This is a genomic window from Variovorax sp. J31P207, assembly GCF_030316965.1.
GTDB classification, from domain to species: domain Bacteria; phylum Pseudomonadota; class Gammaproteobacteria; order Burkholderiales; family Burkholderiaceae_C; genus Variovorax; species Variovorax ginsengisoli_B.
This window is the reverse complement of sequence record NZ_JASZYN010000006.1, coordinates 301,557-325,724: the sequence shown is the minus strand read 5'-3', so window position 1 is coordinate 325,724 and position 24,168 is coordinate 301,557. Positions and strand designations below refer to the sequence as shown.

The window sequence follows — 24,168 nt, the reverse complement described above, 5'->3', positions numbered from 1 at the left end:
GCCCTCCACATGAAGACACCGGAGACAGCCCCCATGTCACAACACTCGGCCGACATCCTCTGGCAGCGCGGCGACCAGGATTTTCTCGGCAACCGATACAGCCGCCGCCACACCCTCCGATTCGACGGCGGGGCCGAATGGCTGGGCTCGTCCTCGCCGCACGTGGTGCCGCTGCCGCTGTCGGACGCCGCCGCGGTCGATCCCGAAGAGGCCTTCGTCGCCTCGCTGTCGAGCTGCCACATGCTGTGGTTCCTGTCGATCGCGGCCTCGCGCGGCTTCTGCGTCGAGCGCTACGCCGATCACGCCAGCGGCAAGATGGGCCGCAATGCCGAAGGCAAGATCGCGATGACCGTTGTCACCTTGCGTCCCGAGGTGCAGTTCTCGGGCCAGAGTCAGCCGTCGACGGAACAGCACGAGGCGATGCATCACTCGGCGCATGACCAGTGCTTCATCGCCAACTCGGTCAAGACGGACGTGCGCTGCGAGCCGGTGATCGCGGCCGCCTCGCAACCCTGAGAACGATGCCTGAGACCCCTTCCGTCCATTCCGATCAACTGCTCAGCGAAGTGGCGGCCCTGCCGCAGCTGCCGGGCGTCTATCGCTACTTCGACGCCCAGGGCGGCGTGCTCTACGTCGGCAAGGCGCGCAACCTCAAGAAGCGGGTCGCGAACTATTTCCAGAAGAGCCACGGCGGCACGCGCATCGGCCACATGATCTCGAAGATCGCCCGCATGGAGACCACCGTGGTGCGCTCCGAGGCCGAGGCGCTGCTGCTCGAGAACAACCTCATCAAGTCGCTCAAGCCGCGCTACAACATTCTTTTTCGCGACGACAAGAGCTACCCTTATCTCAAGATCGCGTCGCACCAGTTCCCCAGGCTGGCCTACTACCGAGGCTCGGTCGATCGCAAGCACCGCTATTTCGGCCCGTACCCCAGCGCCTGGGCGGTGAAAGAATCGATCCAGCTGCTGCAGAAGGTTTTCAAGCTGCGCACCTGCGAAGACACGGTCTACGCCAACCGCGCCCGGCCGTGCCTGCTCTACCAGATCAAGCGCTGCACCGCGCCCTGCGTCGGCCACATCACGCCCGAGGCCTATGCCCAGGACGTGGCCAATGCCGAGGCCTTCCTGATGGGCGACACGCAGGCCGTGCTGACCCAGCTCGAGGCGCGCATGATGGCGCATGCCGAGAAGCTCGAGTTCGAGCAGGCGGCCGAGCTGCGCAACCAGATGTCGGCCCTGTCGCGCGTGCTGCACCAGCAGTCGATCGAGATCGCTTCCGACAAGGACGTCGACATCCTGGCGGTCAAGGTGCAGGGCGGCAAGGCCTGCGTGAACCTCGCCATGGTGCGGGGCGGGCGGCATCTGGGCGACCGGGCCTACTTCCCGGTGCATGTCGAGGATGCCGCGCAGATGCAGCACGCCGAGGGCGAGGGCGACGACGGCCCGCCGCCACCGGCCGACGCGGTCGAGGTGCAGGTGCTCGAGGCCTTCATCGCCCAGCACTACATCGACGTCCCGGTGCCGGCCACGCTGGTGCTCAGCGAGCTCGTGAGCCGCGAGCTGATCGAGGCCGTGTCGCAGCAGTCGGGCACCCGCGTCACGGCGGTCTTCCAGCCGCGCGAGCAGCGCCGCCATTGGCTCGAGATGGCGACCAAGAACGCCGGGCTGCAACTGGCCCGCCTGCTGGCCGAAGAAGGCTCGCAGCAGGCCCGCACGCGGGCGCTGGTCGATGCGCTCGAACTGGCGCCAGACGACCTCGACAATTTCCGCGTCGAGTGCTTCGACATCTCGCACACCGCGGGCGAGGCGACCCAGGCCTCGTGCGTGGTGTTCGAGCACCACGCCATGCAGAACCGGGAGTACCGGCGCTACAACATCGAAGGCATCACGCCGGGCGACGACTACGCGGCGATGCGCCAGGTGCTGCACCGGCGCTACGGCAAGCTGGCCGAGGCGATGGCGGCCGAGACCGAGGCACCGCCGGCCGGCGATGCCGCGGGCGTCGGCACCGACGCCAAGCCGGGCACGCGGACCGCGCGGATGCCGGAACTGGTGCTGGTCGATGGCGGCAAGGGCCAGGTGTCGATGGCGCGCGAGGTGTTCAGTGAACTGGGCCTGCCGCTGTCGCTGATAGTCGGCGTCGAGAAGGGCGAGGGCCGCAAGGTCGGCCTTGAGGAACTGGTGTTCGCCGATGGCCGCGAGAAGGTCTATCTGGGCCGCGACTCCGCGGCGCTGATGCTGGTGGCGCAGATCCGCGACGAGGCGCATCGCTTCGCCATCACCGGCATGCGCGCCAAGCGCGCCAAGGTGCGGGTCGGCGGCAGCCAGCTCGAGGACATCCCGGGCATCGGCCCGAAGCGGCGCGCGCGCCTGCTGCAGCGCTTCGGCGGCATCCGCGGCGTGGCGGCGGCGAGCGTGGAGGACATCGCGTCGGTGGATGGCATCGCCTTCGACCTGGCCGAGGAAATCTACCGCGCATTGCACTAGGCCACCAGGCCGGCGCCACTAGGCCGGCGCCGGGCCGCCCCAAGGCGGCCTGCGGCCCCCTTTGGGGGGCAGCGACCCACACGCAGTGGGGGAGCGTGGGGGCGATCCAGGCCGGCGCCGGGCCGCCCCAAGGCGGCCTGCGGCCCCCTCGGGGGGCAGCGACCCACACGCAGTGGGGGAGCGTGGGGGCGATCCAGGCCGGCGCCGGGCCGCCCCAAGGCGGCCTGCGGCCCCCTTTGGGGGGCAGCGACCCACACGCAGTGGGGGAGCGTGGGGGCGATTCCCCCCGGCCCCTATACTCCAGCGCAATGTTCTGGACCTTGCCAACGATCATGACCTGGACGCGCATCGTCGCGATCCCCCTGATCGTGGGCGTGTTCTACCTGCCGCTGGCCGAGCCGACGCGCAACTGGATCGCCACGGTGATGTTCATCGTCTTCGCGGCCACCGACTGGCTCGACGGTTTCCTGGCGCGCCGGCTCAAGCAGACCTCGGCCTTCGGCGCCTTCCTCGATCCGGTGGCCGACAAGTTCCTGGTCTGCGCCTCGCTCCTGGTGCTGGTCCACCTGAACCGCGCCGACGTCTTCGTGGCGCTGATCATCATCGGCCGCGAGATCGCGATCTCCGCCTTGCGCGAATGGATGGCGCAGATCGGCGCCAGCAAGAGCGTGGCGGTCCACATGGTCGGCAAGGTGAAGACCGTGGTGCAGATGGTCGCGATCCCGTTCCTGCTGTTCGACGGCGTCCTGTTCGGCTGGATCGACACCGGCACCTGGGGCCAATGGCTGATCTGGCTGTCGGCCGTGCTCACGGTCTGGTCGATGGTCTACTACCTGCAAAAGGCGATCCCCGAAATCCGGGCCCGCGCGAAATGACCGCTGCGGCCCGGTCGACGGGCTGGCTGCGGGCCATGCCGGCGGTGTTCGTGCTGATCTGGAGCACCGGCTTCATCGTGGCGCGCTTCGGCATGCCCCATGCGCCGCCGCTCAAATTCCTCGCCGTGCGCTATGCGCTTTCGATGGTCTGCTTCCTGGTCTGGGTGCGCTGGGCCCGCGTCGCCTGGCCGCGCGATCGCACGCAATGGGGCCATCTCGCGGTCGTCGGCGTGCTGATGCAGGCCGGCTACCTCGGCGGCGTCTGGGCCGCGGTGCGGGCTGGCATGGGTTCCGGGCTGGTCGCGCTGCTGGTCGGTATCCAGCCGGTGCTGACCGCCGTCTGGCTCAGCATGTTCGGCGGCCGGATCACGCGCCGCCAATGGACCGGGCTCCTGCTCGGTTTCGGCGGCCTGGTGCTGGTGGTGTCGCGCAAGCTCGGGCAGGGCGGGGAGGTCAGCGCACTGACCATGGGGCTGGCCTTGCTGGCGCTGTTGTCGATCACTGCCGGCACGCTGTACCAGAAGCGTTTTCTCGCGCCTTGCGACGTCCGCAGCGCCAGCGCGATACAGATGGCCGCAGCCTTGATCGTCACCTTGCCGTTCGCGGCGCTCGAGCCCGACAGCATTCACTGGAACCTGGCCTCGGGCGGCGCCATGGCGTGGTCGGTGCTCGCGCTGTCGCTGGGCGGCAGTTCGCTGCTCTACATGCTGATCCAGCGCGGCACCGCCACCGCGGTGACCAGCCTGCTCTACCTGGTGCCGCCGTGCACGGCCGTGATGGCCTGGCTGCTGTTCGCGGAACCAATCACCGCGTTGACCCTGGCCGGCATCGCGATCACCGCGGTGGGCGTCAGCCTGGTCGTCAAGTAGGCCCGCCGGCCTTCCACGGCTCGGCCCGAAAACTCTCGACCAGGAAATCGATCAGCAGCCGCACCCGGCGCGGCGTCTTGGGACGCCAGGGTGCGATCCATTGGATGTCCGCATCCGGCATCGCATGCTGCGGCAGCACGCGCACCAGTTCGCCGGACGCGAGCTGCGGCGCGATGTCCCACAGGCTGCGCAGCATGATGCCGTGGCCCGACAGGCACCAGTCGCGCACCATCTCGCCCGAGTTGCTGGACAGCGGGCCGCGCACCCGCACGCGCGCGGTGCTGCCGTCCCTGGCCTGGCGCAGCGTCCACAGGGCGAACTCGCGCTCGCCGCCGACGCTGTTCTCGCGCGCCACCAGGCAGTCGTGCGCCGCCAGCGCCGCCACGTCGGCCGGCGTGCCGCGGCGCGCGAGGTAGTCCGGGCTCGCGGCCAGCACCCGCTGGTTGCGCGCGATGCGCCGGCTGATCCAGTCGCCGGCCCGGCGATGCTGCGGCGCCCAGAGCCAGACCGCGCCGTCGAAGCCCTCGGCGCCTAGATCGGGCAGGGCCTCGACCAGCTGCAACTGGATCTCGAGCCCGGGGTGGCGCTGGTTGAAGCTCGCCAGCGCCGGGCCCAGCCAGCGGCGGCCGAAGCCGAAGGTGCCGGCCAGCCGCACCGAACCGCTCAGTTCGCTCTGGCGTTCGCCGAGCTCGTTCTCGAGCGCTGCGAAGCCTTCGAGCAGGCCCTTGGCATGCTGGCACACGGTTTCGCCCTCGGCGGTGGCACTGAGCCGGCGCGTGGTGCGCTCGAACAGCCGCTGGCCAAGCCGGGCCTCCAGCGCGCCCAGCCGCTTGGTCACCACCGACGGGACCACGTCGAGCGCGAGCGCGGCGCCGGCCAGGCTGCCGCGGCTGCGGATCGCCAGCACGAGCTCCAGGTCACTGCGTTCCATTCATGCCGTTTCGGAAATTATCAATTGGCCCATTGTTGCTTGATGCCACGCATCGCGCAACGCACAATCGACCCATGTTCGATGCCTTCACCTCCTTCGACCTGACGCGCAATGGCGTGAAGGTGCATGGCCGCATCGGTGGCCGCGGCGCGCCCCTGCTGCTGCTCCACGGCCATCCGCAGACGCACGCCAACTGGCATCGGGTGGCACCTCGCCTGGCCGAGCAGTTCACGGTCGTCCTGGTCGACCTGCGCGGCTACGGCGACTCGGGCCGGCCGCCCGCCGACGAAGCCCATTGGCACTACAGCAAGCGCGAGATGGCGCTCGATGCGCTGCACGCCATGCGCGCGCATGGCTTCGAACGCTTCGGCGTGCTGGCGCACGACCGCGGCGCGCGTGTCGCCCACCGGCTGGCGGCCGATCACCCGCAAGCGGTCGAGCGGCTGATGCTGCTCGACATCGCGCCGACGCTCGCGATGTACCAGAACACCTCGGAGGCCTTCGCCCGGGCCTACTGGCACTGGTTCTTCCTGATCCAGCCGCCGCCGCTGCCGGAAGCGCTGATCGACAGCGATCCGGTTCGCTACATCCGCAGCGTGATGGGTGGACGCCACGCGGGACTGGCGCCTTTCACGCCCGAGGCGCTGGTCGAATACGAACGCTGCGCCGCGATCCCCGGCAGCGCGCAGGCGATCTGCGAGGACTACCGCGCGTCGGCCGGCATCGACCTCGACCACGACCGTGCCGACATCGCCGCCGGCCGCCGGCTGGGCCAGCCGCTGCGCGTGCTGTGGGGCGCGCACGGTGCCGTCGGGCGCTCGTTCGACGTGCTGTCGCTGTGGCGCGAGCGGGCCGACGACGTCGCCGGCGGCGCGCTGCCCTGCGGCCACTACATTCCCGAGGAAGCGCCGGCCGAGTTGCTGGCCGAGGCGCTTGCTTTCTTCAACGCGAACCCAAGGATCGAGACATGAGCACCCAACGCATCGCAGTCATCGCCGGCGACGGCATCGGCAAGGAGACCATGCCCGAGGGCCTGCGCGTGCTCGATGCCGCCAGCCGCAAGTTCGGCATCGACCTCAAGTTCGACCATTTCGATTTCTCGAGCTGGGACTACTTCGAGAAGCACGGCAAGATGCTTCCCGACGACTGGAAGGACCAGATCGGCGGCCATGACGCGATCTACTTCGGTGCCGTCGGCTGGCCCGAGAAGATTGCCGACCATGTGTCGCTCTGGGGCTCCCTGCTGCTGTTCCGGCGCGAGTTCGACCAGTACATCAACCTGCGGCCGGCCCGCCTGATGCCCGGCATCGTGGCGCCGGTGGTGCGGCGCGACGGCACGCCGCGCGAACCCGGCGAGATCGACATGTACATCGTGCGCGAGAACACCGAGGGCGAATACTCGAGCATCGGCGGGCGCATGTTCGAAGGCACGGCGCGCGAGATCGTGATCCAGGAAACCGTGATGTCGCGGGTCGGCGTCGACCGGGTGCTGAAGTTCGCCTTCGAGCTGGCTGCGTCGCGGCCGAAGAAGCACCTCACGAGCGCGACCAAGTCCAATGGCATCTCGATCACCATGCCCTACTGGGACGAGCGCGTGGCGGCGATGGCGAAGCACTATCCGGGCGTCGCGCTCGACAAGTTCCACATCGACATCCTGACCGCGCACTTCGTGCAGCGGCCCGATTTCTTCGATGTGGTGGTGGCGAGCAACCTGTTCGGCGACATCCTCTCCGACCTCGGCCCGGCCTGCACCGGCACCATCGGCATCGCGCCCAGCGCCAACCTGAACCCCGAACGCACCACGCCATCGCTGTTCGAGCCGGTGCACGGGTCGGCGCCCGACATCGCCGGGCGGGGCATCGCCAATCCGATCGGCCAGATCTGGTGCGGCGCCATGATGCTGGAGTTCCTGGGCCACAAGGCGGCGCACGATGCCATCCTGGCCGCGATCGAGAAGGTGCTCGCGCCCGGCAGCGGCGCCCCGCGCACACCGGACATCGGCGGAACGGCGGGAACCGCCGATCTGGGTCAGGCCATCGCCGAGGCGCTTTGAAAATCGGTTCGCCAAAACGCCACTAAAATTGCGGTCCTCGCTGCGTTTCACGGGGCAGCGTCGTATTGACACCCCCGAGACCAGTGGTTGTAATCCTTGTCGGCAGCGCGCTGCCGGCGCGTCAGAGCTGCCACCCACCTGCTGTACCCACCCCCGTGGCGTCGCCACGGGGCTGGCGCCGCTTCTGACGACCCTGATCAACAATTTTCTGCAAGGGGCCCTTGTGAACAAAACCGAACTGATTGAGCACATCGCAAAGAACGCCGACATCTCCAAGGCCGCTGCCACGCGGGCACTCGAATCCACGATCGGCGCCATTCGTACCACGCTCAAGAAGGGCGGCTCCGTCTCGCTCGTCGGTTTTGGCACTTTTGCAGTCGGCAAGCGCGCCGCCCGGACCGGCCGGAATCCGCGCACCGGCGACGCGATTAAAATCAAGGCCGCCAAGATTCCCAAGTTCCGTCCCGGCAAGGCGCTCAAAGACGCGCTGAACTGAGACCATCGATTGAAGGTGGGGTGCTTAGCTCAGTTGGTAGAGCGGCGCTCTTACACGGCGTAGGTCGGGGGTTCGAGCCCCTCAGCACCCACCACCCGATGCAAAGGCGAACGGATCGTTCGCCTTTTTTCTTGCTGCGTCAATATTCGTCCTAGAGAGTGCTCAAGCATGTTTGATTCCTTCCGCAAGTACAACAAGATCATCATGGTGTTCTTGTTCTTGCTGATCATTCCCTCGTTCGTGCTGTTCGGCGTCGATCGCTACCAAGGCGGCGGCCAGGGCGAAAAGGTCGCACGCGTGGCCGGCACCGACATCACGCGGCCCGAGTGGGATGCCCAGCATCGCAACGAGGTCGACCGGATTCGCCAGCAGGCACCCACCATCGACCCGGCGATGCTCGACTCGGATGCGTCGCGCTACGCCACGTTGGAGCGCATGGTGCGCGAGCGGGTGCTCGCGGCGGCGGCGTCGAAGTCGAACATGTCGGTGTCCGAGGAGCGGCTGGCGCGGCTGTTCGCGGCCGATCCGGGCCTGGCGAGCTTCCGCACCGCCGACGGCAAGTTCGATCGCGAGACCTTCATGCGGGCGACCGGCCGCACGCCCGAGCAGTACGAAGCCTCGGTGCGCGCCGACCTGGCGACGCAGCAGGTGTCGCTGGGCGTTTCGGGCACGGCCTTTGCCACGCCGGCCCAGGCCGCGGTCACACTCAACGCCTTCTACGACCGCCGCGAGATCCAGGTCGCGCTCTTCAAGCCGGCCGACTTCGCGTCCAAGGTCAGCGTCAGCGACGCCGATCTCGAGGCCTTCTACAAGGCCCACACGGCGCAGTTCCAGCAGCCCGAACGCGCGAAGGTCGAGTACCTGGTGCTCGATCTCGAAGCCGCGAAGAAGAACATCGCCGTGAGCGAGGCCGACCTGCGCAGCTACTACGACCAGAACGCCGCCCGCTTCGGCTCCAAGGAAGAGCGGCGCGCGAGCCACATCCTGATCGCGGTGCCGCAGGGCGCGCCAGCCGCCGAGCGCGAGCAGGCCCGCAAGAAGGCCGAACAGCTGCTGGCCGATCTGCGCAAGGCGCCCAACACCTTCGCCGAAGTGGCGCGCAAGAATTCGCAGGACCCGGGTTCGGCGGAGAAGGGCGGCGACCTCGACGTCGTGACCCGCGGCGCGATGGTCAAGCCCTTCGAGGACGCGCTGTTCGCGCTCAAGAAGGGCGAGATCAGCAACGTGGTGGAGACCGAATTCGGCTATCACATCATCCTGGTCAACGACATCAAGCCGGCCGTGGTGCCGCCGTTCGACAAGGTGCGCGCGACCATCGAGAACGAAGTGCGCAGCCAGCAGGCGACGGCGGAGTTCGCCAAGGCCGCCGAGGCCTTCACCGACATCGTCTACCAGCAGCCCGACAGCCTGCAGCCGGCGGCCGACAAGCTCAAGCTGACGATCCAGACCGCGAGCAACGTCGCCCGCACGCCCCTGCCGGCCGCCACCGGCGCGCTGGCTAGCCGCAACTTCCTGAATGCGCTGTTTGCGCCCGACACGCTGGAGCGCAAGCACAACACGGAGGCGATCGAGATCGGTGCCAATCAGCTGGCCTCGGGCCGCGTGGTGCAGTACGAACCGGCGCGCGCATTGCCGCTCGACGAAGTCAAGGACAAGGTGCGCACCCAGTTGATCGCCGAGCGTGCGGCGGCACTGGCGCGGGCCGAGGGCGAGGCGAAACTGGCGGCCTGGAAGACCGATCCGGCCGGCGCCAGCTTCGGCGCTCCGGTCACGGTGTCGCGGCTCGACCCCCAATCGCAGCCGCTTCCGGTGATCGAGGTCGCGCTGCGGGCCGACACCGGCAAGCTGCCGGCACTGGTCGGCGCCGATCTGGGTGCCCAGGGCTATGCCGTGGTGCGGGTGATCAAGAACGTGCCGCGCACGCCGCCGGCGCCCGAGATGGCCAAACAGGAGACCGAACAATACGCCCAGGCGGTGGGCGGGGCCGAGACTGCCGCCTACTACAACCTGCTCAAGAACCGCTTCAAGGCCGAGATTCTGGTGCCGAAGCCTGCAGATTCGACCGTGGCCGCCGGACGCTAGCTTTTTTCACGCTACAATTGATAGCTTAGCGGTGGCTGTAGCTCAGCTGGTAGAGTCCCAGATTGTGATTCTGGTCGTCGTGGGTTCGAGTCCCATCAGCCACCCCAAAGACATTCGTCAGCAAACAGGCACTTCGGTGCCTGTTTTGCTTTGTGCGCCCGCCCGACGACCCGCCGCGGGAGATTGGCGCCCCAATCAAGCCCCAAACGTGCCTGCCATTGACACAAACCCGTAGTCGGGACGGGGGTGTTTTTTCTGCAGCCCGGCTTGCGGCAATTGGAATCTGAATTAAAATTTTGGCTTTCCAATTAGAGGATAAGCACAGATGGCTTCAACCCTTGCCGACATCAATTCCCAGATCAAGAAGCACGACGAGCAGATCGCGCAATTGCGCAAGCAAGCCGAAGATCTGCGGAATCAGGAGCGGGCTGGCGTTATCGAAGAGCTGCGCAAGAAGATCGCTGAATACGGCCTGACCGCCAGCGATCTCAAGCTCGGCGCGCGCGCCGGCAAGCGCAGTGCCGCCACGGCGGCGCCCAAGAGCGCCGCCAAATACCGCAGCCCGACCGGCGAGACCTGGTCCGGCGGCCGTGGCCGCAAGCCGCGCTGGATCACCGAAGCCCTGACCGCCGGCAAGTCGCTGTCGGATTTCGAGATCAAATAACCCCGGCGCTCCTCGCCAGACCTCCAGCCTCAACAGAAAGCCCCGCATCGCGGGGCTTTTTTGCTTCCAGAGGCCGGCCTTGGCCTGGCCCGTTGGTGAAACACCGCGGAACCGGCTCCGCCGGGCCGCTGGTGTTGCCCCCGGCAGGGGGTGGGCGCCCGGACACGAAGTGCCGGGCAACCTGGGGGCGAGTTCAATTCACCATGACCAGCTTGCCCTTGACGCCCCGTGAACCCATGTGCGCATAGGCCGCCTTGAGTTCGGACATCGGCATGGTCTGGTCGATCACCGGCTTGATCTTGCCCTGGCCGTACCACTGGGCCAATTCGGCCATCATCTGTGCATTGGCCTTGGGCTCGCGGCGGGCGAAATCACCCCAGAACACGCCGACCAGCGAGGCGCCCTTGAGCAGCGTCAAATTCAGCGGCAGCGAAGGAATCGGGCCGGCCGCGAAACCGACGACCAGATAGCGGCCGCGCCAGCCGATGGAGCGGAATGCGGGCTCGGCGAATTCACCGCCGACCGGGTCGTAAATCACATCCGGGCCCTTGCCGTCCGTCGCTGCCTTGACGGCATCGCGGAAGCCATTGGGCAGCGCATGCGTGGTGTAGTTGATCGTGGCATCGGCGCCAATCGACTTGCAAAGCTCGCATTTCTCGTCGGTCGATGCGGCTGCAATGACGCGGGCGCCGGCGGCCTTTGCAATTTGTATGGCTGCGGTGCCGACGCCGCCGGCGGCTCCCAGCACCAATACGGTTTCGCCGGCCTTCAATTGGGCGCGATCCATCAATGCATGCCATGAAGTCGCGTAGATCATGATGAACGCCGCGGCGTCGACATGACCGAAGCCTTCCGGCAATGGCATGCACAGCGCCGCGGGGGCCAGCGTGTGGGTGGCGAAACCGCCGGTGCCGGACAGGCAGGCGACGTTCTGTCCGACCTTCAGGTGCGTCACGCCTTCGCCGACCGCGGCGATCACGCCGGCATATTCGGATCCGGGGACGAAGGGCAGGGGCGGCTTCATCTGGTACTTGTTCTGCACGATGAGCAGGTCCGGGAAATTGAGGCTCGCGGCCTTGATTTCGATCAGCACCTGTCCCGGGCCCGGGTTGGGCGTGGGCAGTTCTTTCCAGGTCAGCGCCTCGACGCCGACGGGGTTCTCGCAGAGCCATGCGTGCATGCTCGTCTCTCCTGTGATTGAGTCTTGGGGCAATGGAAAATCCGGGCCATGATAGGCGGCTGTCCCGGTCGCCGCATGTCCCAGCCGTGACCCCACCCCCCGCCTACAATCGCCGCCACAGACTGACGCCATGAAGATACTTATTTCGAACGACGACGGTTTCCAGGCGCCCGGCCTCGTCGCCCTGCACGACGCGCTGAAGGACATCGCCGAGGTCGAGGTCGTGGCCCCCGAGCACAACAACAGCGCCAAGTCGAATGCACTGACATTGGCGGCGCCGCTGTACGTGCACAAGGCGCACAACGGCTTTCGCTACGTGACCGGCACGCCCGCCGATTGCGTGCACATCGCACTCAAGGGGCTGCTCGACTACCGGCCCGATCTGGTGGTGTCCGGCATCAACAACGGCGCCAACATGGGCGACGACACCATCTATTCGGGCACCGTCGGGGCCGCCATGGAGGCTTATCTCTTCGGCATTCCGGCGATCGCCTTCTCGCAGATCGAGAAGGGCTGGGCGCACGTCGATGCCGCGGCGCAGGTGGCACGCCGGCTGGTGCGGCAGATCGAGCGCGAGAAGCTGATCGGCGGCAATCCGTTCCTGCTCAACGTCAACGTGCCGAACCTGCCCTTCGATGAATTGAAGCCGGTCAAGGTCTGCCGGCTGGGCCGCCGCCATGCGGCCGAGAAGGTCATCACGCAGGACAGCCCGCGCGGCGAGACCATGTACTGGATCGCGGGCGCCGGCGGTGCCAAGGACAGCGGCGAAGGCACCGATTTCCACGCCACCGCGGCCGGCCACGTGGCCCTGACGCCGCTGCAGATCGACCTCACCGACCACGCGAATCTCGGGGACTGGAACGACACCATGGCGCGTGTCGCGCGCAGCGCGGCGGGAGGCTGACCTTGGCAAGTCAACGGCCAGGTTTTCCGGTACGCCTGACGCCTGCGGCCTCTGCGGCAACGCGCGGACGAATGCCGTCGGTGCCGGTCAAGCCGCTCGTTCCGACCACGCCTTCGATGGCGTCCGATGCGGTGCGCGCGCGGATGGTCCAGCGGCTCGCGGCCCAGGGCATCGCCGACGCCCGCGTGCTGCGCGCGATGGGTACCGTCGAGCGCCACCAGTTCGTCGACAGTGCGCTGGTCAACCAGGCCTACGAGGACACCAGCCTGCCGATCGGGCTGGGGCAGACGATCTCGAAGCCGAACGTGGTGGCGCGAATGATCGAGCTGCTGCTGGGCGCCCCGGCGCTGGCCCACAAGCCCGGCGAGCGCCTCGGACGCGTGCTCGAGATCGGCACCGGCTGCGGCTACCAGGCGGCGGTGCTGAGCCACGTCGCGGCCGAGGTCTACAGCATCGAGCGGCTGCGCGGCCTGCACGAGAAGGCGCGGGTCAACCTGCGTCCGTTCCGTCTGGCGACGGTCCACTTGATGCTGGGCGATGGCATGGTGGGCTACGCGAAGGGCGCGCCCTATGCGGGCATCATCGCTGCAGCGGGCGGCGAGGCGGTGCCCGAGGCCTGGGTCGCGCAGCTGGCGGTCGGCGGCCGGATCGTCGCGCCGACCCACTCCGCGAGCGGCGGCCAGGCGCTGGTCGTCATCGATAAAACCGCACGTGGCCTCGAGCGCCGCATTCTTGAGGCGGTCCACTTTGTCCCCCTAAAATCGGGAATTGCTTGAAGGGAAATAACACAATGCAGGGTATTGGCAATCGGAGCTGGCTCGCCGGCGTGACGCTGGTGGGTGCGCTCGTGATTGCGGGGTGTGGCGCACCGCGCGGTCCGGTGCCGGTCGAAGACCGCGGCACCATGTCGCAGGCGCCGGGCGCCGCCCCCGGCTCGGGCGTGCCGGGCGGGCCCCCGATCACCACCGATGCCTCCGGCAAGCCGCTGCAGGGCATCGAGAACTACGGCAAGCCCGGCTACTACGCAGTGCGCCCGGGTGACACCATTCGCCGCATCGGCATCGAGACCGGTCAGACCTGGCAGAACATCGCGCGCTGGAACAACCTCGACAATCCGGACCTGATCGAAGTCGGCCAGGTGCTGCGCGTGATCCCGCCGACCGGGGCGTCGGCCACCGATGCCACCACGCGGCCGGTGACGCAGCCGATCGTCGCCCCGGCCACGTCGGCCGCGGCCGCGGTGGCGGCGTCGACGCCGCCGCCCGGTGCCACGACACCCGCCCCGGCCGCCGGCGCTGCCACCAAGCCGCCAGCGCCCGTCACGGCATCGCCGACGCCGCCGGCAGCGGCGTCGGGCGACGAGGACGTGGGCTGGATCTGGCCGGCGCAGGGCTCCCTGATCGCCGGCTTCGACGAAGCCAAGAACAAGGGCCTCGACATCAGCGGCAAGGCGGGCGACTCGGTGCTGGCCGCGGCGGACGGCCGCGTCGTCTACGCCGGCGCGGGCTTGCGCGGCTACGGCAACCTGATCATCCTCAAGCACAACAACACCTACCTCACGGCGTATGCGCACAACCGCACCCTGCTCGTGAAGGAAGACCAGTCGGTGCAGAAGGGCCAGAAGATTGCCGAGATGGGCAACAGCGATGCCGATCGCGTGAAGCTGCACTTCGAGATCCGCCGCCAGGGCAAGCCGGTCGATCCGGCCCGCTATCTGCCGGTGCGCTGATGCCATGGCCGCCACTCGCCCTCATCGCACCGCGGACGTGCGGCGAGCGGCGGGCAAAGGCGGCGTTCTTCCCCTGGCGCGGATCGCCGGATCCGACCCGGACGACAGGGTCGGCGAGGCGCTGCCCGCCGAACTGGGCGCCAGCGACTCGCTGACGCTCTACCTGCGCGAGATCCGCCGCACCGAGCTGTTCACGCCCGACGAAGAATATCGCACCGCCTGCGCCGCGCGCAGCGGCGACTTCGCGGCGCGGCAGTCGATGATCGAGCACAACCTGCGCCTGGTGGTCAACATCGCCAAGGGCTACCTGGGCCGCGGCGTGCCGATGGCCGACCTGATCGAGGAGGGCAACCTCGGGCTGATGCACGCGATCAACAAGTTCGAGCCCGAGCGAGGCTTCCGGTTTTCCACCTACGCGACCTGGTGGATCCGGCAATCGATCGAGCGTGCCGCCATGATGCAGGCCCGAGCCATCCGCCTGCCGGTGCACGTGGTGCGCGAACTGCACCAGGTCATGCGGGCGCGCCGCACGCTCGAGGGCGATGCCGAGTTCCTGTCCCGCCGGCCCGATGGCGTGCGGGTCGAAGACCTGGCCGCACTGCTGGGGCGCGAAGTCCAGGACGTCGCCGACCTGCTGGCGCTGGCGGAGGCGCCGCGTTCGCTCGATGCCGGCAGCGAGCGCGGCGACGACAGCTTCACGCTGGCCGATACCGTGGCGTCGGACGACGAGGGCGGCGACCCCACGGGCGTGACGCAGACGCACGAGGTCGAGCAGCTGCTGGATCGCTGGATCCTGGCGTTGAGCGAGCGCGAGCGCGAAGTGCTCGAAGGCCGCTTCGGACTGCATGACCGCGATCCCGAGACGCTCGAGGTGCTCAGCCTGCGGCTGGGCCTCACGCGCGAACGCGTGCGGCAGATCCAGAACGAGGCGCTGGCCAAGATGCGCCGTCAGCTGGCGCGCGCCGGCGTGCAGCGCGATGCCCTTCTGTAGGGGCGGGGCCGGAGGTCCGCCGCCGCCCTGAGACAATCCGGGGATGACGGAAGCAACAGATAAAAAGGAAGCGCCTGCTGCGCACGATGAATGGCTGCGGGTCGAGTCGCTCGACCTCGACGCCCAGGGCGTGGCGCACAAGGCCGACGGCATGGTGGTCTTCATCGAGGGCGCCTTGCCGTTCGAGGAGGTGCGCCTCAACGTGCACCGCAAGAAGAACAATTGGGCCCAGGGCACGGTCACCGCGATCCGCAAGGAGTCCTCCCAGCGCGTGCGCCCCGGCTGCCCGCATTTCGGCCTGCACCCGGGCGCCTGCGGCGGCTGCAAGATGCAGCACCTCGATGCGGCCGCGCAGGTCGCCGTGAAGCAGCGTTCGCTCGAGGACAACCTCTGGCATCTCGGCAAGGTGCGGCCCGAAAACGTGCTGCGGCCGCTCGAAGGGCCGGCCTGGCATTACCGCTACCGGGCCCGGCTGTCGGTGCGCCACGTGGTCAAGAAGGGCACGGTGCTGATCGGCTTTCACGAGCGCAAGAGCCGCTACCTGGCCGACATGCAGGTGTGTCCCGTGCTGCCGGCGCAGGTCAGCGCCATGCTGATGCCGCTGCGTGCGCTGATCGGCTCGATGGATGCGCGCGAGACCTGTCCGCAGATCGAGCTGGCCTGCGGCGATTCGCCGGGCGGGACCGGCCTCGGCGTGATCGCCCTGGTGCTGCGGCACCTGGAGCCGCTGTCCGAGGCCGATGTGGCGCGCCTCAAGGACTTCGCCGCGGGCAACGAGGGCGTGCAGTGGTGGCTGCAGTCGAAGGGGCCCGAGACCGTCAAGCTGCTCGAAGAAGGCGGACCGGCGCTGGCCTACACGCTGCCCGAGTTCGGCGTCACGATGCCTTTCAGGCCGACCGATTTCACCCAGGTCAATCCGCACATCAACCGGGTGCTGGTCGGGCGCGCGCTGCGCCTGCTCGACGTCCGGCCCGACGAACGCGTGATCGACTGGTTCTGCGGCCTCGGCAACTTCACGCTGCCGCTCGCCAGCCGGGCCCGCGAGGTGCTCGGCATCGAGGGCAGCGACACGCTGGTGGGGCGCGCCGGCGCCAATTACGAGCGCAACCGCGCCGCGGTGCCCGGCCGCCGCGCGCTGTCGCCGACGACCTTCGTCGCCCGCAACCTGTTCGAAATGACGCCGGCGATGCTGGTGGCCGACGGCGCCGCCGACAAATGGCTGGTCGATCCGCCGCGCGAAGGCGCCTTCGCGCTGGCCAAGGCGCTCGCCGACTTGCACCAGCAGGTCGAGCCGCACGACGGCGGCTGGGCGCCGCCGAAGCGCATCGTCTATGTCAGTTGCAACCCCTCGACGCTGGCGCGCGATGCCGGCCTGCTGGTGCACCAGGCGGGCTACCGCTGCACCCATGCGGGCGTGGTGAACATGTTCCCGCACACGGCGCACGTCGAGTCCATCGCGGTCTTCGAGCGGGCATGAAAAAAGGGCCCCTCGGGGCCCTTTTGCGATCACGGCGGAAAGTGGCTCAGTCTCTTTCGCCGCCGAAGATGCCGAGCAGGGCCAGCAGGCTCTGGAACACGTTGAAGAGGTCGAGGTACAGCGCCAGCGTGGCACTGATGTAGTTGGTCTCGCCGCCGTCGATGATCTGCTTCAGGTCGTACAGCATGTAGGCCGAGAAGATGCCGATGGCCGCCACCGAGATGGCCAGCATGCCGGCACTCGAGCCGACGAAGATGTTGATGATGGCGCCGAACATCAGCACCAGGGCGCCGACGAAGAGCCATTTGCCCATGCCCGACAGGTCGCGCTTGATGACGGTGGCGAGCGAGGCCATGACGAAGAACACGCCGGCGGTGCCGCCGAAGGCCGTCATGATGAGCTCGGAGCCGTTCCGGAAGCCCAGCACCATCGCGATCAGGCGCGACAGCATCAGGCCCATGAAGAAGGTGAAGCCGAGCAGCACCGGCACGCCGGCGGCCGAATTCTTGGTCTTCTCGATCGCGAACATGAAGCCGAAGGCGCCGCCCATGAAGACGATCAGGCCCAGGCCGCCGGTCAGCGAGCGGGTGATGCCGGTGGCGACGCCCAGCCAGGCGCCCAGCACGGTGGGCAGCAGGCTCAGGGCCAGCAGCCAGTAGGTGTTGCGCAGGACGCGCTGGCGCTCCGCCTGCGGCAGCGTCTGGCCGTAGCCGACGGGGGTGTCGAGGGTGTTGAGGCGGTCGTTCATTGCTGAAGCTCCTGGGTTGGCTGCAACGCTGCAGGTGGGCGCATTCTAGGGGGCTGCAAGGCCGGGCCGGCAGAAAAACCCCGACATCGAACATTCCTGTCTTCGCCGGGGTCGGCCCCCATCCTGAACGCTATGCTTGCGGGTTGCTCAACTTTCCTGCAAGACCATGAAGACCAAATCCTTTCTCGAACTGTCCGACCTCAAGGCAATCGCCGCCGCTGCCGAGGCCGAGGCGCTCAAGAACAACTGGGCCGTGACCATCGCGATCGCCGACGACGGCGGCAATCTGCTGTGGCTGCAGCGCCTCGACGGTGCAGCGGCCCTGTCGTCCCACATCGCGCCGGCCAAGGCCCATACGGCGGCCATGGGGCGGCGCGAGAGCAAGACCTACGAGGACATGATCAACGGCGGCCGGACCTCGTTCCTGACCGCGCCCGGCGTGCAGGGCATGCTCGAAGGCGGCGTGCCGATCGTCAAGGACGGCCAGGTCATCGGCGCCGTCGGCGTCAGCGGCGTCAAGTCGAACGAGGATGCGCAGATCGCCAAGGCCGGCATCGCCGCGCTGGGCCTCTGATACGGCGTCGCGCCAAACAAGAACGCCGTCCTTCTGGACGGCGTTTTTCATGGCTCAACGTGAAAAAAAGCTTGGCTAGTCGGCGAACCGTTGGCTAGCAAAAAACGACCCTTCGGAGATGAATCTCCTCGAGTCGCCCCACGATGAAACTTGCGCGAGGGGCGTGGCCGATCCTATTTGGTCAGGATCAGCTTGCCGAGTTTGGTGGCTTGCAGGCGATACAGCGAGCCGTTGTGAAGGATCCCGACGGCCTTGCCGCCCTTGAGGAGCTCGGCGCTCTCGAACAGGGGCGCGGGGCGGGCCGTTTCGGCAGCAGCACGACCGCCGCCTGCGTGATCCAGCGAGGGATGGTTCAGCACGGTGAAGGCGTTGGGTGTTGCGGACATTCGATGACTCCTGTGTCGAAGCGATTGGTTAATGATAACCATTCTCAATTAAAAGTCAATCGCGGTGATCGGTTTTTTTGACTGGCTCGCCGCGCCTGCCGCGTTCACTTGGCATCGGGCTCGGTGATGAAGCCGATCTTGCGCACGCCGGCTTCCCGGGCCGCGGACATCGCCTTCGCCACGCGCTCGTAGCGCACCGCCTTGTCGCCGCGGATGTGGAGCTCGGGCTGCGGCTCCTTGGCCGCCTCAGCGGCCAGCCGGCCGACCAGTTCGGCGTCTTCGATCTTCTGTTCGTTCCAGAAGTAGCTGCCGTCAGCCGCCACCGTGAACACGATGTTCTGGGGCTTGGTCTGCTCGGGCTCGCTGGTGGCGCGCGGCAGATCGATGTTCACGGCGTGCTTCATCACGGGCACCGTGATGATGAAGATGATCAAGAGCACCAGCATGACGTCGACCAGCGGCGTCATGTTGATCTCGTTCATGACCTCGTCGGGTTCGTCCTGGGTTCCGAAAGCCATGGCGGTCAGACCTTCTTGAGGGGCACGACCGTGGCTTCGCCGCCGCCGCTCTGGACCCGGGCGCCGGTCACGAAGTAGGCGTGCAGGTCGTGCGCGAAGCTGTTGAGCTTGGTCAGCACGAACTTGTTGCCGCGCACCAGGGCGTTGTAGCCCAGCACCGCGGGAATCGCGACCGCCAGGCCGAGGGCCGTCATGATCAGCGCCTCGCCGATCGGGCCGGCCACCTTGTCGATGGTCGCCTGGCCGGCGGAGCCGATGCTCATCAGCGCGTGATAGATGCCCCAGACGGTGCCAAACAGGCCGATGAAGGGCGCCGTGGAGCCCACCGATGCGAGCACCGCCAGGCCGGTCTGCAGCCGAGCCGTGAACTCGTCGATGCCGTTGCGCAGCGCGCGGGTGATCCAGTCGCTGACATCGAGCGCGTCATGCAGGTGGGCCTTGGTGTTGCGATGGTGGGCGGCAGCTTCACGGCCTTCGAGCGCCAGCGCCCGGAAGGGGTTGGCGTCGTCCTTGCCGAGCTTGGCGAGCGCGGTGGCGAAGTCTTCGCTGTGCCAGAAGTCCTGCGAGTGCTTCGCGAGGCGCTTGTACCGGACGACGTCGATCGCCTTGATCAGGATCACGATCCAGGAGGCGAGCGACATGCCGATCAACAGCAGCGCGACAGCCTTGGTGACGAAGTCGCCTTGCTGCCAGACATTCATCAGGCCGAATTGGGAATCCATATGAAACTACTCCAAGAAAATTATTTGAGAACCCAGTTGATCGGTACGTTGAACTCCATCGGCTCGACAACCCCATCGCGCTTGCCCGGCAGGTAGCGCCAGCTCATGACGGCCTGCCGCGCCGCGTCGTCGAGGCGGTCATAGCCGCTCGACTGCCGGATGCTGGCCTGCTTGGGAAGCCCGTCGACCCCGATCAGTACCCGCACGATCGTCTTGCCCTGTTCGCCGAGCCGCTTGCTCATGGCGGGATAGACCGGCTTGGGGTTCTGCAGGTAGTCGGCATCGGTCGACGGCAGCTGCACCGAGGGCGGTGCGGGCGGCGCCGGCGGCGGCGCCGGCGGTGCTGGCGGCGCGGGCGGGGCAGGCGGCGGGGGTGGTTCGATGCTGCCGGTGGGCGCGTTCGGCGCCGGCGTCGGCTTGGGCTCGCGGATCGCCTGCGGGCGCGGCGGTGGCGGCGTCTTGGCGACCTGGGGCTTGGGGGCGGGCGGTGGCGGCGGAGGCGGGGGGAGTTCCTTCGGCTTCGGCGGCTCGATGAACTCGCTCAGGATCTCGACCGGGATCACCACCTCGGCGGCGCGGCGCAGCAAGCCGCTTTGCAGGGCCCAGAGCGCCGCGACGTGGAACAGCACCACGCTGCCGGCGATGATGGCATTGCGCGACAGGCCAAGGGCCGAGGGAGGCGGGGAAAAGCGGTCAGACACGATCAACCATTCGAATACGAGAGGCGCAAAGAGTGCCCCGTGGCAGCAGAACCGCTACGCCGAAAAATCTACTTGCGAAAAATCCACCAGACCGAGCTGGCGACCAGGATCAGGCTGCCGCAGACAGCCGCGAAGAGTTCCATGCGTTGCTTTCCTTGATGGAATTGGCAAGCTGGATCGCCTGGGCGCCGGTGTCGCGGTGAAGCGCGGCGACCGGATGCGAGGCGCTGCACTGCGCGACCACTTCGCGCGCGCAGCCTTCGCACTGGCCGCATTGGGTGGCTACGCCGAGTTCGAACTGCACTTCGTCGAAGGTCATTCCGGCGCGTGCATGGCGCGCGATTTCACGGTCGGAGACTCGGCGGCAGACGCAGACGATCATGGCGGTGAAGACGGCTTTTGGCTGGCTTGATTGAAGAGGACTCGATTATAAATACGAATTCTTCGCATTTGCAATAACTATCCAGCCCGCAGGGTCGGGAAGTTGCTCGCTCCTGCCTAGATTTCCGACCACATCCGAAGCAGGTTGTGATACTGCCCGGTGAGCGCCACCGATTCCTCGCACTCGCCGAGCCGCCCGCGCAGCTTCTGGATGACCTGGTCGAGTTCGAACAGCATGGCGCGCTGGCGCTCGTCGCGCACCATGCTCTGCAGCCAGAAGAAAGAACAGACGCGGGCGCCCCGGGTCACCGGGTGGACCCGGTGCAGGCTGCTGGACGGGTAGAGGATCAGGTCGCCGGCCGGCAGCTTGACCTCGTGCGTTCCATAAGTGTCGACCACCTCCAGTTCGCCGCCTTCATAGTCCTCGGGGTCGCACAGGAAGAGGGTGCATGACAGGTCGGTGCGCAGTTGCTCGCCGGTGCCCGGGACGGCGCGCACCGAACCGTCGACGTGCAAGCCGTAGTGCTCGCCGCCTTCGTAGCGATTGAACAGCGGCGGCACGAAGCGTAGCGGCAGGGCGGCGGCGAAAAACAGCGGGTTGCGCGACAGCGCCGCCAGGATGACCCGGCCCAGCTCGCGGCCGACCGTTGACTGCTCCGGCAGCTGCCGGTTGCGCTTGACCTGCGCCCCCTGGTCGCCGACGGTCTCGCGGCCATCGACCCAGTCGGTGGCGTCCAGGGTGGCTCGAATCTTGTGCACCTGTTCGGCGCTCAGCACATCGGGCACATGCAGCATCATCTTCAGCATTCCTCAAAGAAAAAGCCCCGGCAGGCCGGGGCTCGAGTGTCGCACCGCGAAATGCGCTCGGGTTGATCGACGTCAGAACGCGAAGTTGGCGGTCAGGCGTGCCGAACGCGGAATGCCCGGCGTGTAGCGGTAGCCGCTCTTGTTGATCGCCGCCACGTACTGCTCGTCGAAGATGTTGTAGACGTTCAACTGCAGCTCGACGTTCTTGTTGATGCGGTACGAGGCCATGGCGTCGAACACCCAGTAGGCGTCCGTGTAGGCCGGGGTGCCGATCGCGCCGTCGGTGCCGCGGTTGAGCTTGCCGTTGTAGCGTGCGCCGCCGCCCAGGGTCACGCCGAACGGAAGCTGGTAGCTGGTCCACAGCGTGAAGGCGTTCTTGGGCGTGTAGGCCAGCACGTTGCTGCCGTCCGCGGTCACGGCCGGGCCGCTCTGGACCGAGGTGTCCATGGTCGTGAAGCCGGCGCTGACGCCCCAGTTGTCGGTGATCGCGCCGGCCGCGCCCAGCTCGATGCCCTGCACGCGCTTCTTGCCGGTCTGGTAGTACAGCAGCGTGGTGGGGTCCTGCACCACCTCGTTCTTGACCTCGGTGCGATAGAGCGCGGCGGTCAGCGACAGGTGCTTGTTCAGCACGTCCCACTTGGTACCGACCTCGTAGGTGGTGGCTTCCTGCGGCTGGAAGTCGACGCGCGAGGCGCTGTTGCCGGTGCCGCCGGCGGCCAGGGCGAAGTTGGCGCCGCCCGGGGGCTGGGCGGAGGTGCCCCAGGCCGCGTAGATGCTACCGTTCTCGGCCGGCTTGTAGACCACGCCGAGCTTGCCGCTCCACAGGTCGCCCGAGGTCGACAGGTCGGTCGGCGTGATGGTGCGCGCCGGCAGCGTCAGCGCGGTCGCGCTGTAGTCGGTGGTGTAGTGGTCATAGCGCAGGCCGCCGGTGATCTGCCACTGTTCGTTGATCTTCATCGTGTCGAAGCCGTACAGACTGACCGTGTCGGTCTTGCCGAACGAGCCCGTGCCGTTGGACAGGCGGTTGTAGCCGGTGACGTTCGGGTTCGGGTTGTAGAGGTTGGCGACCGGCCAGGAGCCTGCCGGCGCGAAGGTCGTGTTGACCGATGCGAAGCCCGGGGCGAAGAAGTTGCCTGCCGTTTGCTCTTCGCGCGACAGTTCGAGGCCGAAGTTCGCCGTGTGGCTGAAACTGCCGGTGTTGAACTTCGACGACAGGCTGGTCTGGTTCAGCAAGATCGTGTTTTCCTGGTCCCGGTTGGTCGGCCCGTTGCGCGTGACGGTCCAGGTGAGCGGATTGCTCGCGACCGGCGTGTTGATGAAGCCCGCGGTCAGCGCGGGCACCGTGCCGCGGTAGGTGTTGGTGGTGCCGACGCGGGTCGCCGTCAGGCCGCCGAGCATGAACGAGGTCAGCATGTATTCCTGATCGGTCTTGCCGTAGCGCGTGATGTTGCGCAGCGTCATGTCGGGCGTGATGTCGTGCTCGACCCGGGCGGTGAACATGTCGGTCGTGACGTCGTTGAAGTCGGACGTGGTGCCGTAGAAGTTCTTCGAATCGACGGGCTGCGCGTAGTTCAGGAAGGTGCGGCGCAGGATCGGCGAGTTGATCAGCAGCGCGTCCGGCGTGCTGTAGCCGGGCAGGCCGATGGTGGGCACGCCGCCGTCGGGCACGTTGTCCTGCTTCATGTGGACATAGTCGAGGTACACGCGCGTCGGCGTGTTGAGGCCGAAGGCGATCGAGGGCGCGAAGCCCCAGCGCTTGTTCTTGACCTCGTCGCGGCCGGCCACGCCGCCATCTTCGGCGACCGCGTTCAAGCGGAACGCGGTGGCCGAGCCGTCGGCGCCGCTGATCACGCGGTTCCAGTCCAGGGTGCCGCGGCCATAGTCCGCGCTGCCGTAGGTGAGGGAGCCGGAGAAGCTGTTCTCGAGCTTGGGCTTCTTGGTGATCAGATTGATGTAGCCGGTCGGCGAGGTGCGGCCGACGTCGGTGCCCGACGGCCCCTTGACCACTTCGACCTGCTCGATGTTGAACATGTCGCGCGAGATCGCGCCGACGTCGCGCACGCCGTCGACGAAGATGCTGCTCGAGGCATCGAAGCCGCGCATGAAGATCGAGTCGCCGGTGTTGGTGCTGCCGTTCTCGCCCAGGAAGAAGGCGCCCGCGCCCGGGGTGTTGCGCAGCGCTTCGGTCAAGGTGGTGGCGCCTTGCTCGCGCATCAGCGCTTCAGGGATGACCTGGATCACCTGCGGGATGTCGACCAGCGGCGCGGTGAACTTGGGGTTGGCCGAGTTCTCGACCCGGAAGTCGTCCGCCGTGCTGTCCTCGACGCGCACTTCCTTCAGCGTGTTGGTGGAAGTCTGCGCGATGGCAGGCGCTGCCAGGGCGATCAGCGTGGCGGCGGCAGCGGCGCTGCCGAAAGGTGGGAGCGCGCGCGCGACAGCGTGCTTGCGGCTCTTGATGTAGGCCATGAGATTCTCCGAGAGGAATGAAAACCGGGAACTCGACTGGCGGGTCCCGCGCGGCATCGGCGTCGCGGCGGCGGGATTGGCTGGGTGAGTTGTTTCGCGGAAGCGCGAAGTGTCGTAATGATAAT

General features: G+C 67.4%; 25 protein-coding genes and 2 tRNA genes. 17 read left to right on the top strand and 10 right to left on the bottom strand.

Annotated elements, in window-relative coordinates; all coding sequences use genetic code 11:
• The first annotated feature begins 33 nt into the window (after positions 1-33).
• From QTI68_RS22150 to QTI68_RS22135, 4 genes are all read left to right on the top strand, one after another.
• Positions 34-516, top strand: coding sequence for an OsmC family protein (locus QTI68_RS22150; RefSeq protein ID WP_286524528.1), 483 nt, complete (start codon positions 34-36; stop codon positions 514-516).
• Between the two features lie 5 nt (positions 517-521).
• Positions 522-2,489, top strand: coding sequence for an excinuclease ABC subunit UvrC (gene uvrC, locus QTI68_RS22145; RefSeq protein ID WP_286524527.1), 1,968 nt, complete (start codon positions 522-524; stop codon positions 2,487-2,489).
• Positions 2,490-2,797: 308 nt separating this feature from the next.
• Entirely contained in the window at positions 2,798-3,364 is a 567-nt protein-coding gene (gene pgsA / locus QTI68_RS22140; RefSeq protein WP_286524526.1) for a CDP-diacylglycerol--glycerol-3-phosphate 3-phosphatidyltransferase, read from the top strand.
• Positions 3,361-4,233, top strand: coding sequence for a DMT family transporter (locus QTI68_RS22135; protein ID WP_286524521.1), 873 nt, complete (start codon positions 3,361-3,363; stop codon positions 4,231-4,233). Before pgsA ends, QTI68_RS22135 begins: the two co-directional genes overlap by 4 nt.
• Here QTI68_RS22135 and QTI68_RS22130 read toward each other — a convergent pair.
• On the bottom strand, positions 4,226-5,164 hold the full coding sequence (locus tag QTI68_RS22130) for a LysR family transcriptional regulator (RefSeq protein WP_286524519.1): 939 nt from the start codon (positions 5,162-5,164) through the stop codon (positions 4,226-4,228). The genes QTI68_RS22135 and QTI68_RS22130 overlap by 8 nt on opposite strands.
• 74 nt (positions 5,165-5,238) lie before the next feature.
• Between QTI68_RS22130 and QTI68_RS22125 the strand changes: the two genes are divergently transcribed.
• The 7 genes from QTI68_RS22125 (at position 5,239) to QTI68_RS22095 (ending at position 10,459) form a co-directional block, all read left to right on the top strand.
• Complete coding sequence (locus QTI68_RS22125; RefSeq protein ID WP_286524517.1) at positions 5,239-6,135, top strand: alpha/beta fold hydrolase; 897 nt, start codon at positions 5,239-5,241, stop codon at positions 6,133-6,135.
• On the top strand, positions 6,132-7,217 hold the full coding sequence (locus QTI68_RS22120) for a tartrate dehydrogenase (protein WP_286524514.1): 1,086 nt from the start codon (positions 6,132-6,134) through the stop codon (positions 7,215-7,217). Before QTI68_RS22125 ends, QTI68_RS22120 begins: the two co-directional genes overlap by 4 nt.
• Positions 7,218-7,440: 223 nt before the next feature.
• Positions 7,441-7,713, top strand: coding sequence for an HU family DNA-binding protein (locus QTI68_RS22115; RefSeq protein ID WP_007830705.1), 273 nt, complete (start codon positions 7,441-7,443; stop codon positions 7,711-7,713).
• A gap of 18 nt (positions 7,714-7,731) precedes the next feature.
• A tRNA-Val gene (locus QTI68_RS22110) sits at positions 7,732-7,807 on the top strand.
• Between the two features lie 74 nt (positions 7,808-7,881).
• On the top strand, positions 7,882-9,795 hold the full coding sequence (locus tag QTI68_RS22105) for a SurA N-terminal domain-containing protein (RefSeq protein WP_286524511.1): 1,914 nt from the start codon (positions 7,882-7,884) through the stop codon (positions 9,793-9,795).
• Positions 9,796-9,826: 31 nt separating this feature from the next.
• Positions 9,827-9,902 (top strand) — tRNA-His (locus QTI68_RS22100).
• Between the two features lie 218 nt (positions 9,903-10,120).
• Positions 10,121-10,459 (top strand): H-NS histone family protein, encoded by a 339-nt coding sequence (locus QTI68_RS22095; RefSeq protein WP_286507414.1) that lies wholly within the window; start codon positions 10,121-10,123, stop codon positions 10,457-10,459.
• Positions 10,460-10,652: 193 nt separating this feature from the next.
• On the opposite strand, the gene QTI68_RS22090 is transcribed toward QTI68_RS22095, so the two are convergent.
• Positions 10,653-11,639, bottom strand: a complete 987-nt coding sequence (locus QTI68_RS22090) for an NADPH:quinone oxidoreductase family protein (RefSeq protein ID WP_286524508.1) — start codon at positions 11,637-11,639, stop codon at positions 10,653-10,655.
• 130 nt (positions 11,640-11,769) lie between these two features.
• Here QTI68_RS22090 and surE point away from each other — a divergent pair, with 130 nt between their 5' ends.
• Genes surE through rlmD form a run of 5 tightly spaced genes read left to right on the top strand, consistent with a single transcriptional unit; the run spans position 11,770 to position 16,740 of the window.
• The gene (surE, locus tag QTI68_RS22085; protein WP_286524506.1) at positions 11,770-12,543 is read left to right on the top strand and encodes a 5'/3'-nucleotidase SurE; all 774 of its coding nucleotides are present in this window, start codon (positions 11,770-11,772) and stop codon (positions 12,541-12,543) included.
• A 2-nt stretch (positions 12,544-12,545) separates the two neighbouring features.
• Positions 12,546-13,319, top strand: coding sequence for a protein-L-isoaspartate(D-aspartate) O-methyltransferase (locus tag QTI68_RS22080; RefSeq protein WP_503011724.1), 774 nt, complete (start codon positions 12,546-12,548; stop codon positions 13,317-13,319).
• Between the two features lie 14 nt (positions 13,320-13,333).
• A complete protein-coding gene (locus tag QTI68_RS22075) occupies positions 13,334-14,272 on the top strand; it encodes a peptidoglycan DD-metalloendopeptidase family protein (protein WP_286524501.1) in 939 nt (312 codons plus the stop codon).
• Between the two features lie 4 nt (positions 14,273-14,276).
• Positions 14,277-15,263, top strand: a complete 987-nt coding sequence (locus QTI68_RS22070) for a sigma-70 family RNA polymerase sigma factor (protein WP_286524499.1) — start codon at positions 14,277-14,279, stop codon at positions 15,261-15,263.
• A gap of 43 nt (positions 15,264-15,306) precedes the next feature.
• Positions 15,307-16,740: a 23S rRNA (uracil(1939)-C(5))-methyltransferase RlmD gene (rlmD, locus tag QTI68_RS22065; RefSeq protein ID WP_286524497.1), complete on the top strand. Its 1,434-nt coding sequence runs from the start codon at positions 15,307-15,309 to the stop codon at positions 16,738-16,740.
• Positions 16,741-16,786: 46 nt separating this feature from the next.
• On the opposite strand, the gene QTI68_RS22060 is transcribed toward rlmD, so the two are convergent.
• The gene (locus QTI68_RS22060; protein WP_286524496.1) at positions 16,787-17,488 is read right to left on the bottom strand and encodes a Bax inhibitor-1/YccA family protein; all 702 of its coding nucleotides are present in this window, start codon (positions 17,486-17,488) and stop codon (positions 16,787-16,789) included.
• A 166-nt stretch (positions 17,489-17,654) separates the two neighbouring features.
• On the opposite strand from QTI68_RS22060, the gene QTI68_RS22055 reads away from it, so the two are divergent.
• A complete protein-coding gene (locus tag QTI68_RS22055) occupies positions 17,655-18,062 on the top strand; it encodes a GlcG/HbpS family heme-binding protein (RefSeq protein WP_286524495.1) in 408 nt (135 codons plus the stop codon).
• Positions 18,063-18,235: 173 nt separating this feature from the next.
• On the opposite strand, the gene hemP is transcribed toward QTI68_RS22055, so the two are convergent.
• The 7 genes from hemP to QTI68_RS22020 all read right to left on the bottom strand — a co-directional run bounded on the left by hemP (position 18,236) and on the right by QTI68_RS22020 (position 24,043).
• The gene (gene hemP, locus QTI68_RS22050; protein ID WP_286524492.1) at positions 18,236-18,448 is read right to left on the bottom strand and encodes a hemin uptake protein HemP; all 213 of its coding nucleotides are present in this window, start codon (positions 18,446-18,448) and stop codon (positions 18,236-18,238) included.
• A 104-nt stretch (positions 18,449-18,552) separates the two neighbouring features.
• Positions 18,553-18,966: an ExbD/TolR family protein gene (locus QTI68_RS22045; RefSeq protein WP_286524491.1), complete on the bottom strand. Its 414-nt coding sequence runs from the start codon at positions 18,964-18,966 to the stop codon at positions 18,553-18,555.
• 5 nt (positions 18,967-18,971) lie between these two features.
• Complete coding sequence (locus tag QTI68_RS22040) at positions 18,972-19,688, bottom strand: MotA/TolQ/ExbB proton channel family protein (RefSeq protein WP_286524490.1); 717 nt, start codon at positions 19,686-19,688, stop codon at positions 18,972-18,974.
• Between the two features lie 20 nt (positions 19,689-19,708).
• Positions 19,709-20,392, bottom strand: coding sequence for an energy transducer TonB (locus QTI68_RS22035; RefSeq protein ID WP_503011728.1), 684 nt, complete (start codon positions 20,390-20,392; stop codon positions 19,709-19,711).
• Positions 20,393-20,498: 106 nt separating this feature from the next.
• Positions 20,499-20,771: a (2Fe-2S)-binding protein gene (locus QTI68_RS22030; RefSeq protein WP_286524484.1), complete on the bottom strand. Its 273-nt coding sequence runs from the start codon at positions 20,769-20,771 to the stop codon at positions 20,499-20,501.
• A 116-nt stretch (positions 20,772-20,887) separates the two neighbouring features.
• Positions 20,888-21,568, bottom strand: coding sequence for a Fe2+-dependent dioxygenase (locus tag QTI68_RS22025; RefSeq protein ID WP_286524482.1), 681 nt, complete (start codon positions 21,566-21,568; stop codon positions 20,888-20,890).
• 81 nt (positions 21,569-21,649) lie between these two features.
• The gene (locus QTI68_RS22020) at positions 21,650-24,043 is read right to left on the bottom strand and encodes a catecholate siderophore receptor Fiu (RefSeq protein WP_286524481.1); all 2,394 of its coding nucleotides are present in this window, start codon (positions 24,041-24,043) and stop codon (positions 21,650-21,652) included.
• Positions 24,044-24,168 lie beyond the last annotated feature (125 nt).

What these genes read in the sequence shown, in the direction of transcription:
- QTI68_RS22150 (WP_286524528.1), top strand. Translation starts at nt 34, where the DNA reads ATGTCACAACACTCGGCCGACATCCTCTGGCAGCGCGGCGACCAGGAT.
- uvrC (WP_286524527.1), top strand. Translation starts at nt 522, where the DNA reads ATGCCTGAGACCCCTTCCGTCCATTCCGATCAACTGCTCAGCGAAGTG.
- pgsA (WP_286524526.1), top strand. Translation starts at nt 2,798, where the DNA reads ATGTTCTGGACCTTGCCAACGATCATGACCTGGACGCGCATCGTCGCG.
- QTI68_RS22135 (WP_286524521.1), top strand. Translation starts at nt 3,361, where the DNA reads ATGACCGCTGCGGCCCGGTCGACGGGCTGGCTGCGGGCCATGCCGGCG.
- QTI68_RS22130 (WP_286524519.1), bottom strand. Translation starts at nt 5,164, where the DNA reads ATGGAACGCAGTGACCTGGAGCTCGTGCTGGCGATCCGCAGCCGCGGC.
- QTI68_RS22125 (WP_286524517.1), top strand. Translation starts at nt 5,239, where the DNA reads ATGTTCGATGCCTTCACCTCCTTCGACCTGACGCGCAATGGCGTGAAG.
- QTI68_RS22120 (WP_286524514.1), top strand. Translation starts at nt 6,132, where the DNA reads ATGAGCACCCAACGCATCGCAGTCATCGCCGGCGACGGCATCGGCAAG.
- QTI68_RS22105 (WP_286524511.1), top strand. Translation starts at nt 7,882, where the DNA reads ATGTTTGATTCCTTCCGCAAGTACAACAAGATCATCATGGTGTTCTTG.
- QTI68_RS22095 (WP_286507414.1), top strand. Translation starts at nt 10,121, where the DNA reads ATGGCTTCAACCCTTGCCGACATCAATTCCCAGATCAAGAAGCACGAC.
- QTI68_RS22090 (WP_286524508.1), bottom strand. Translation starts at nt 11,639, where the DNA reads ATGCACGCATGGCTCTGCGAGAACCCCGTCGGCGTCGAGGCGCTGACC.
- surE (WP_286524506.1), top strand. Translation starts at nt 11,770, where the DNA reads ATGAAGATACTTATTTCGAACGACGACGGTTTCCAGGCGCCCGGCCTC.
- QTI68_RS22075 (WP_286524501.1), top strand. Translation starts at nt 13,334, where the DNA reads ATGCAGGGTATTGGCAATCGGAGCTGGCTCGCCGGCGTGACGCTGGTG.
- QTI68_RS22070 (WP_286524499.1), top strand. Translation starts at nt 14,277, where the DNA reads ATGGCCGCCACTCGCCCTCATCGCACCGCGGACGTGCGGCGAGCGGCG.
- rlmD (WP_286524497.1), top strand. Translation starts at nt 15,307, where the DNA reads ATGACGGAAGCAACAGATAAAAAGGAAGCGCCTGCTGCGCACGATGAA.
- QTI68_RS22060 (WP_286524496.1), bottom strand. Translation starts at nt 17,488, where the DNA reads ATGAACGACCGCCTCAACACCCTCGACACCCCCGTCGGCTACGGCCAG.
- QTI68_RS22055 (WP_286524495.1), top strand. Translation starts at nt 17,655, where the DNA reads ATGAAGACCAAATCCTTTCTCGAACTGTCCGACCTCAAGGCAATCGCC.
- hemP (WP_286524492.1), bottom strand. Translation starts at nt 18,448, where the DNA reads ATGTCCGCAACACCCAACGCCTTCACCGTGCTGAACCATCCCTCGCTG.
- QTI68_RS22045 (WP_286524491.1), bottom strand. Translation starts at nt 18,966, where the DNA reads ATGGCTTTCGGAACCCAGGACGAACCCGACGAGGTCATGAACGAGATC.
- QTI68_RS22040 (WP_286524490.1), bottom strand. Translation starts at nt 19,688, where the DNA reads ATGGATTCCCAATTCGGCCTGATGAATGTCTGGCAGCAAGGCGACTTC.
- QTI68_RS22030 (WP_286524484.1), bottom strand. Translation starts at nt 20,771, where the DNA reads ATGATCGTCTGCGTCTGCCGCCGAGTCTCCGACCGTGAAATCGCGCGC.
- QTI68_RS22025 (WP_286524482.1), bottom strand. Translation starts at nt 21,568, where the DNA reads ATGATGCTGCATGTGCCCGATGTGCTGAGCGCCGAACAGGTGCACAAG.
- QTI68_RS22020 (WP_286524481.1), bottom strand. Translation starts at nt 24,043, where the DNA reads ATGGCCTACATCAAGAGCCGCAAGCACGCTGTCGCGCGCGCGCTCCCA.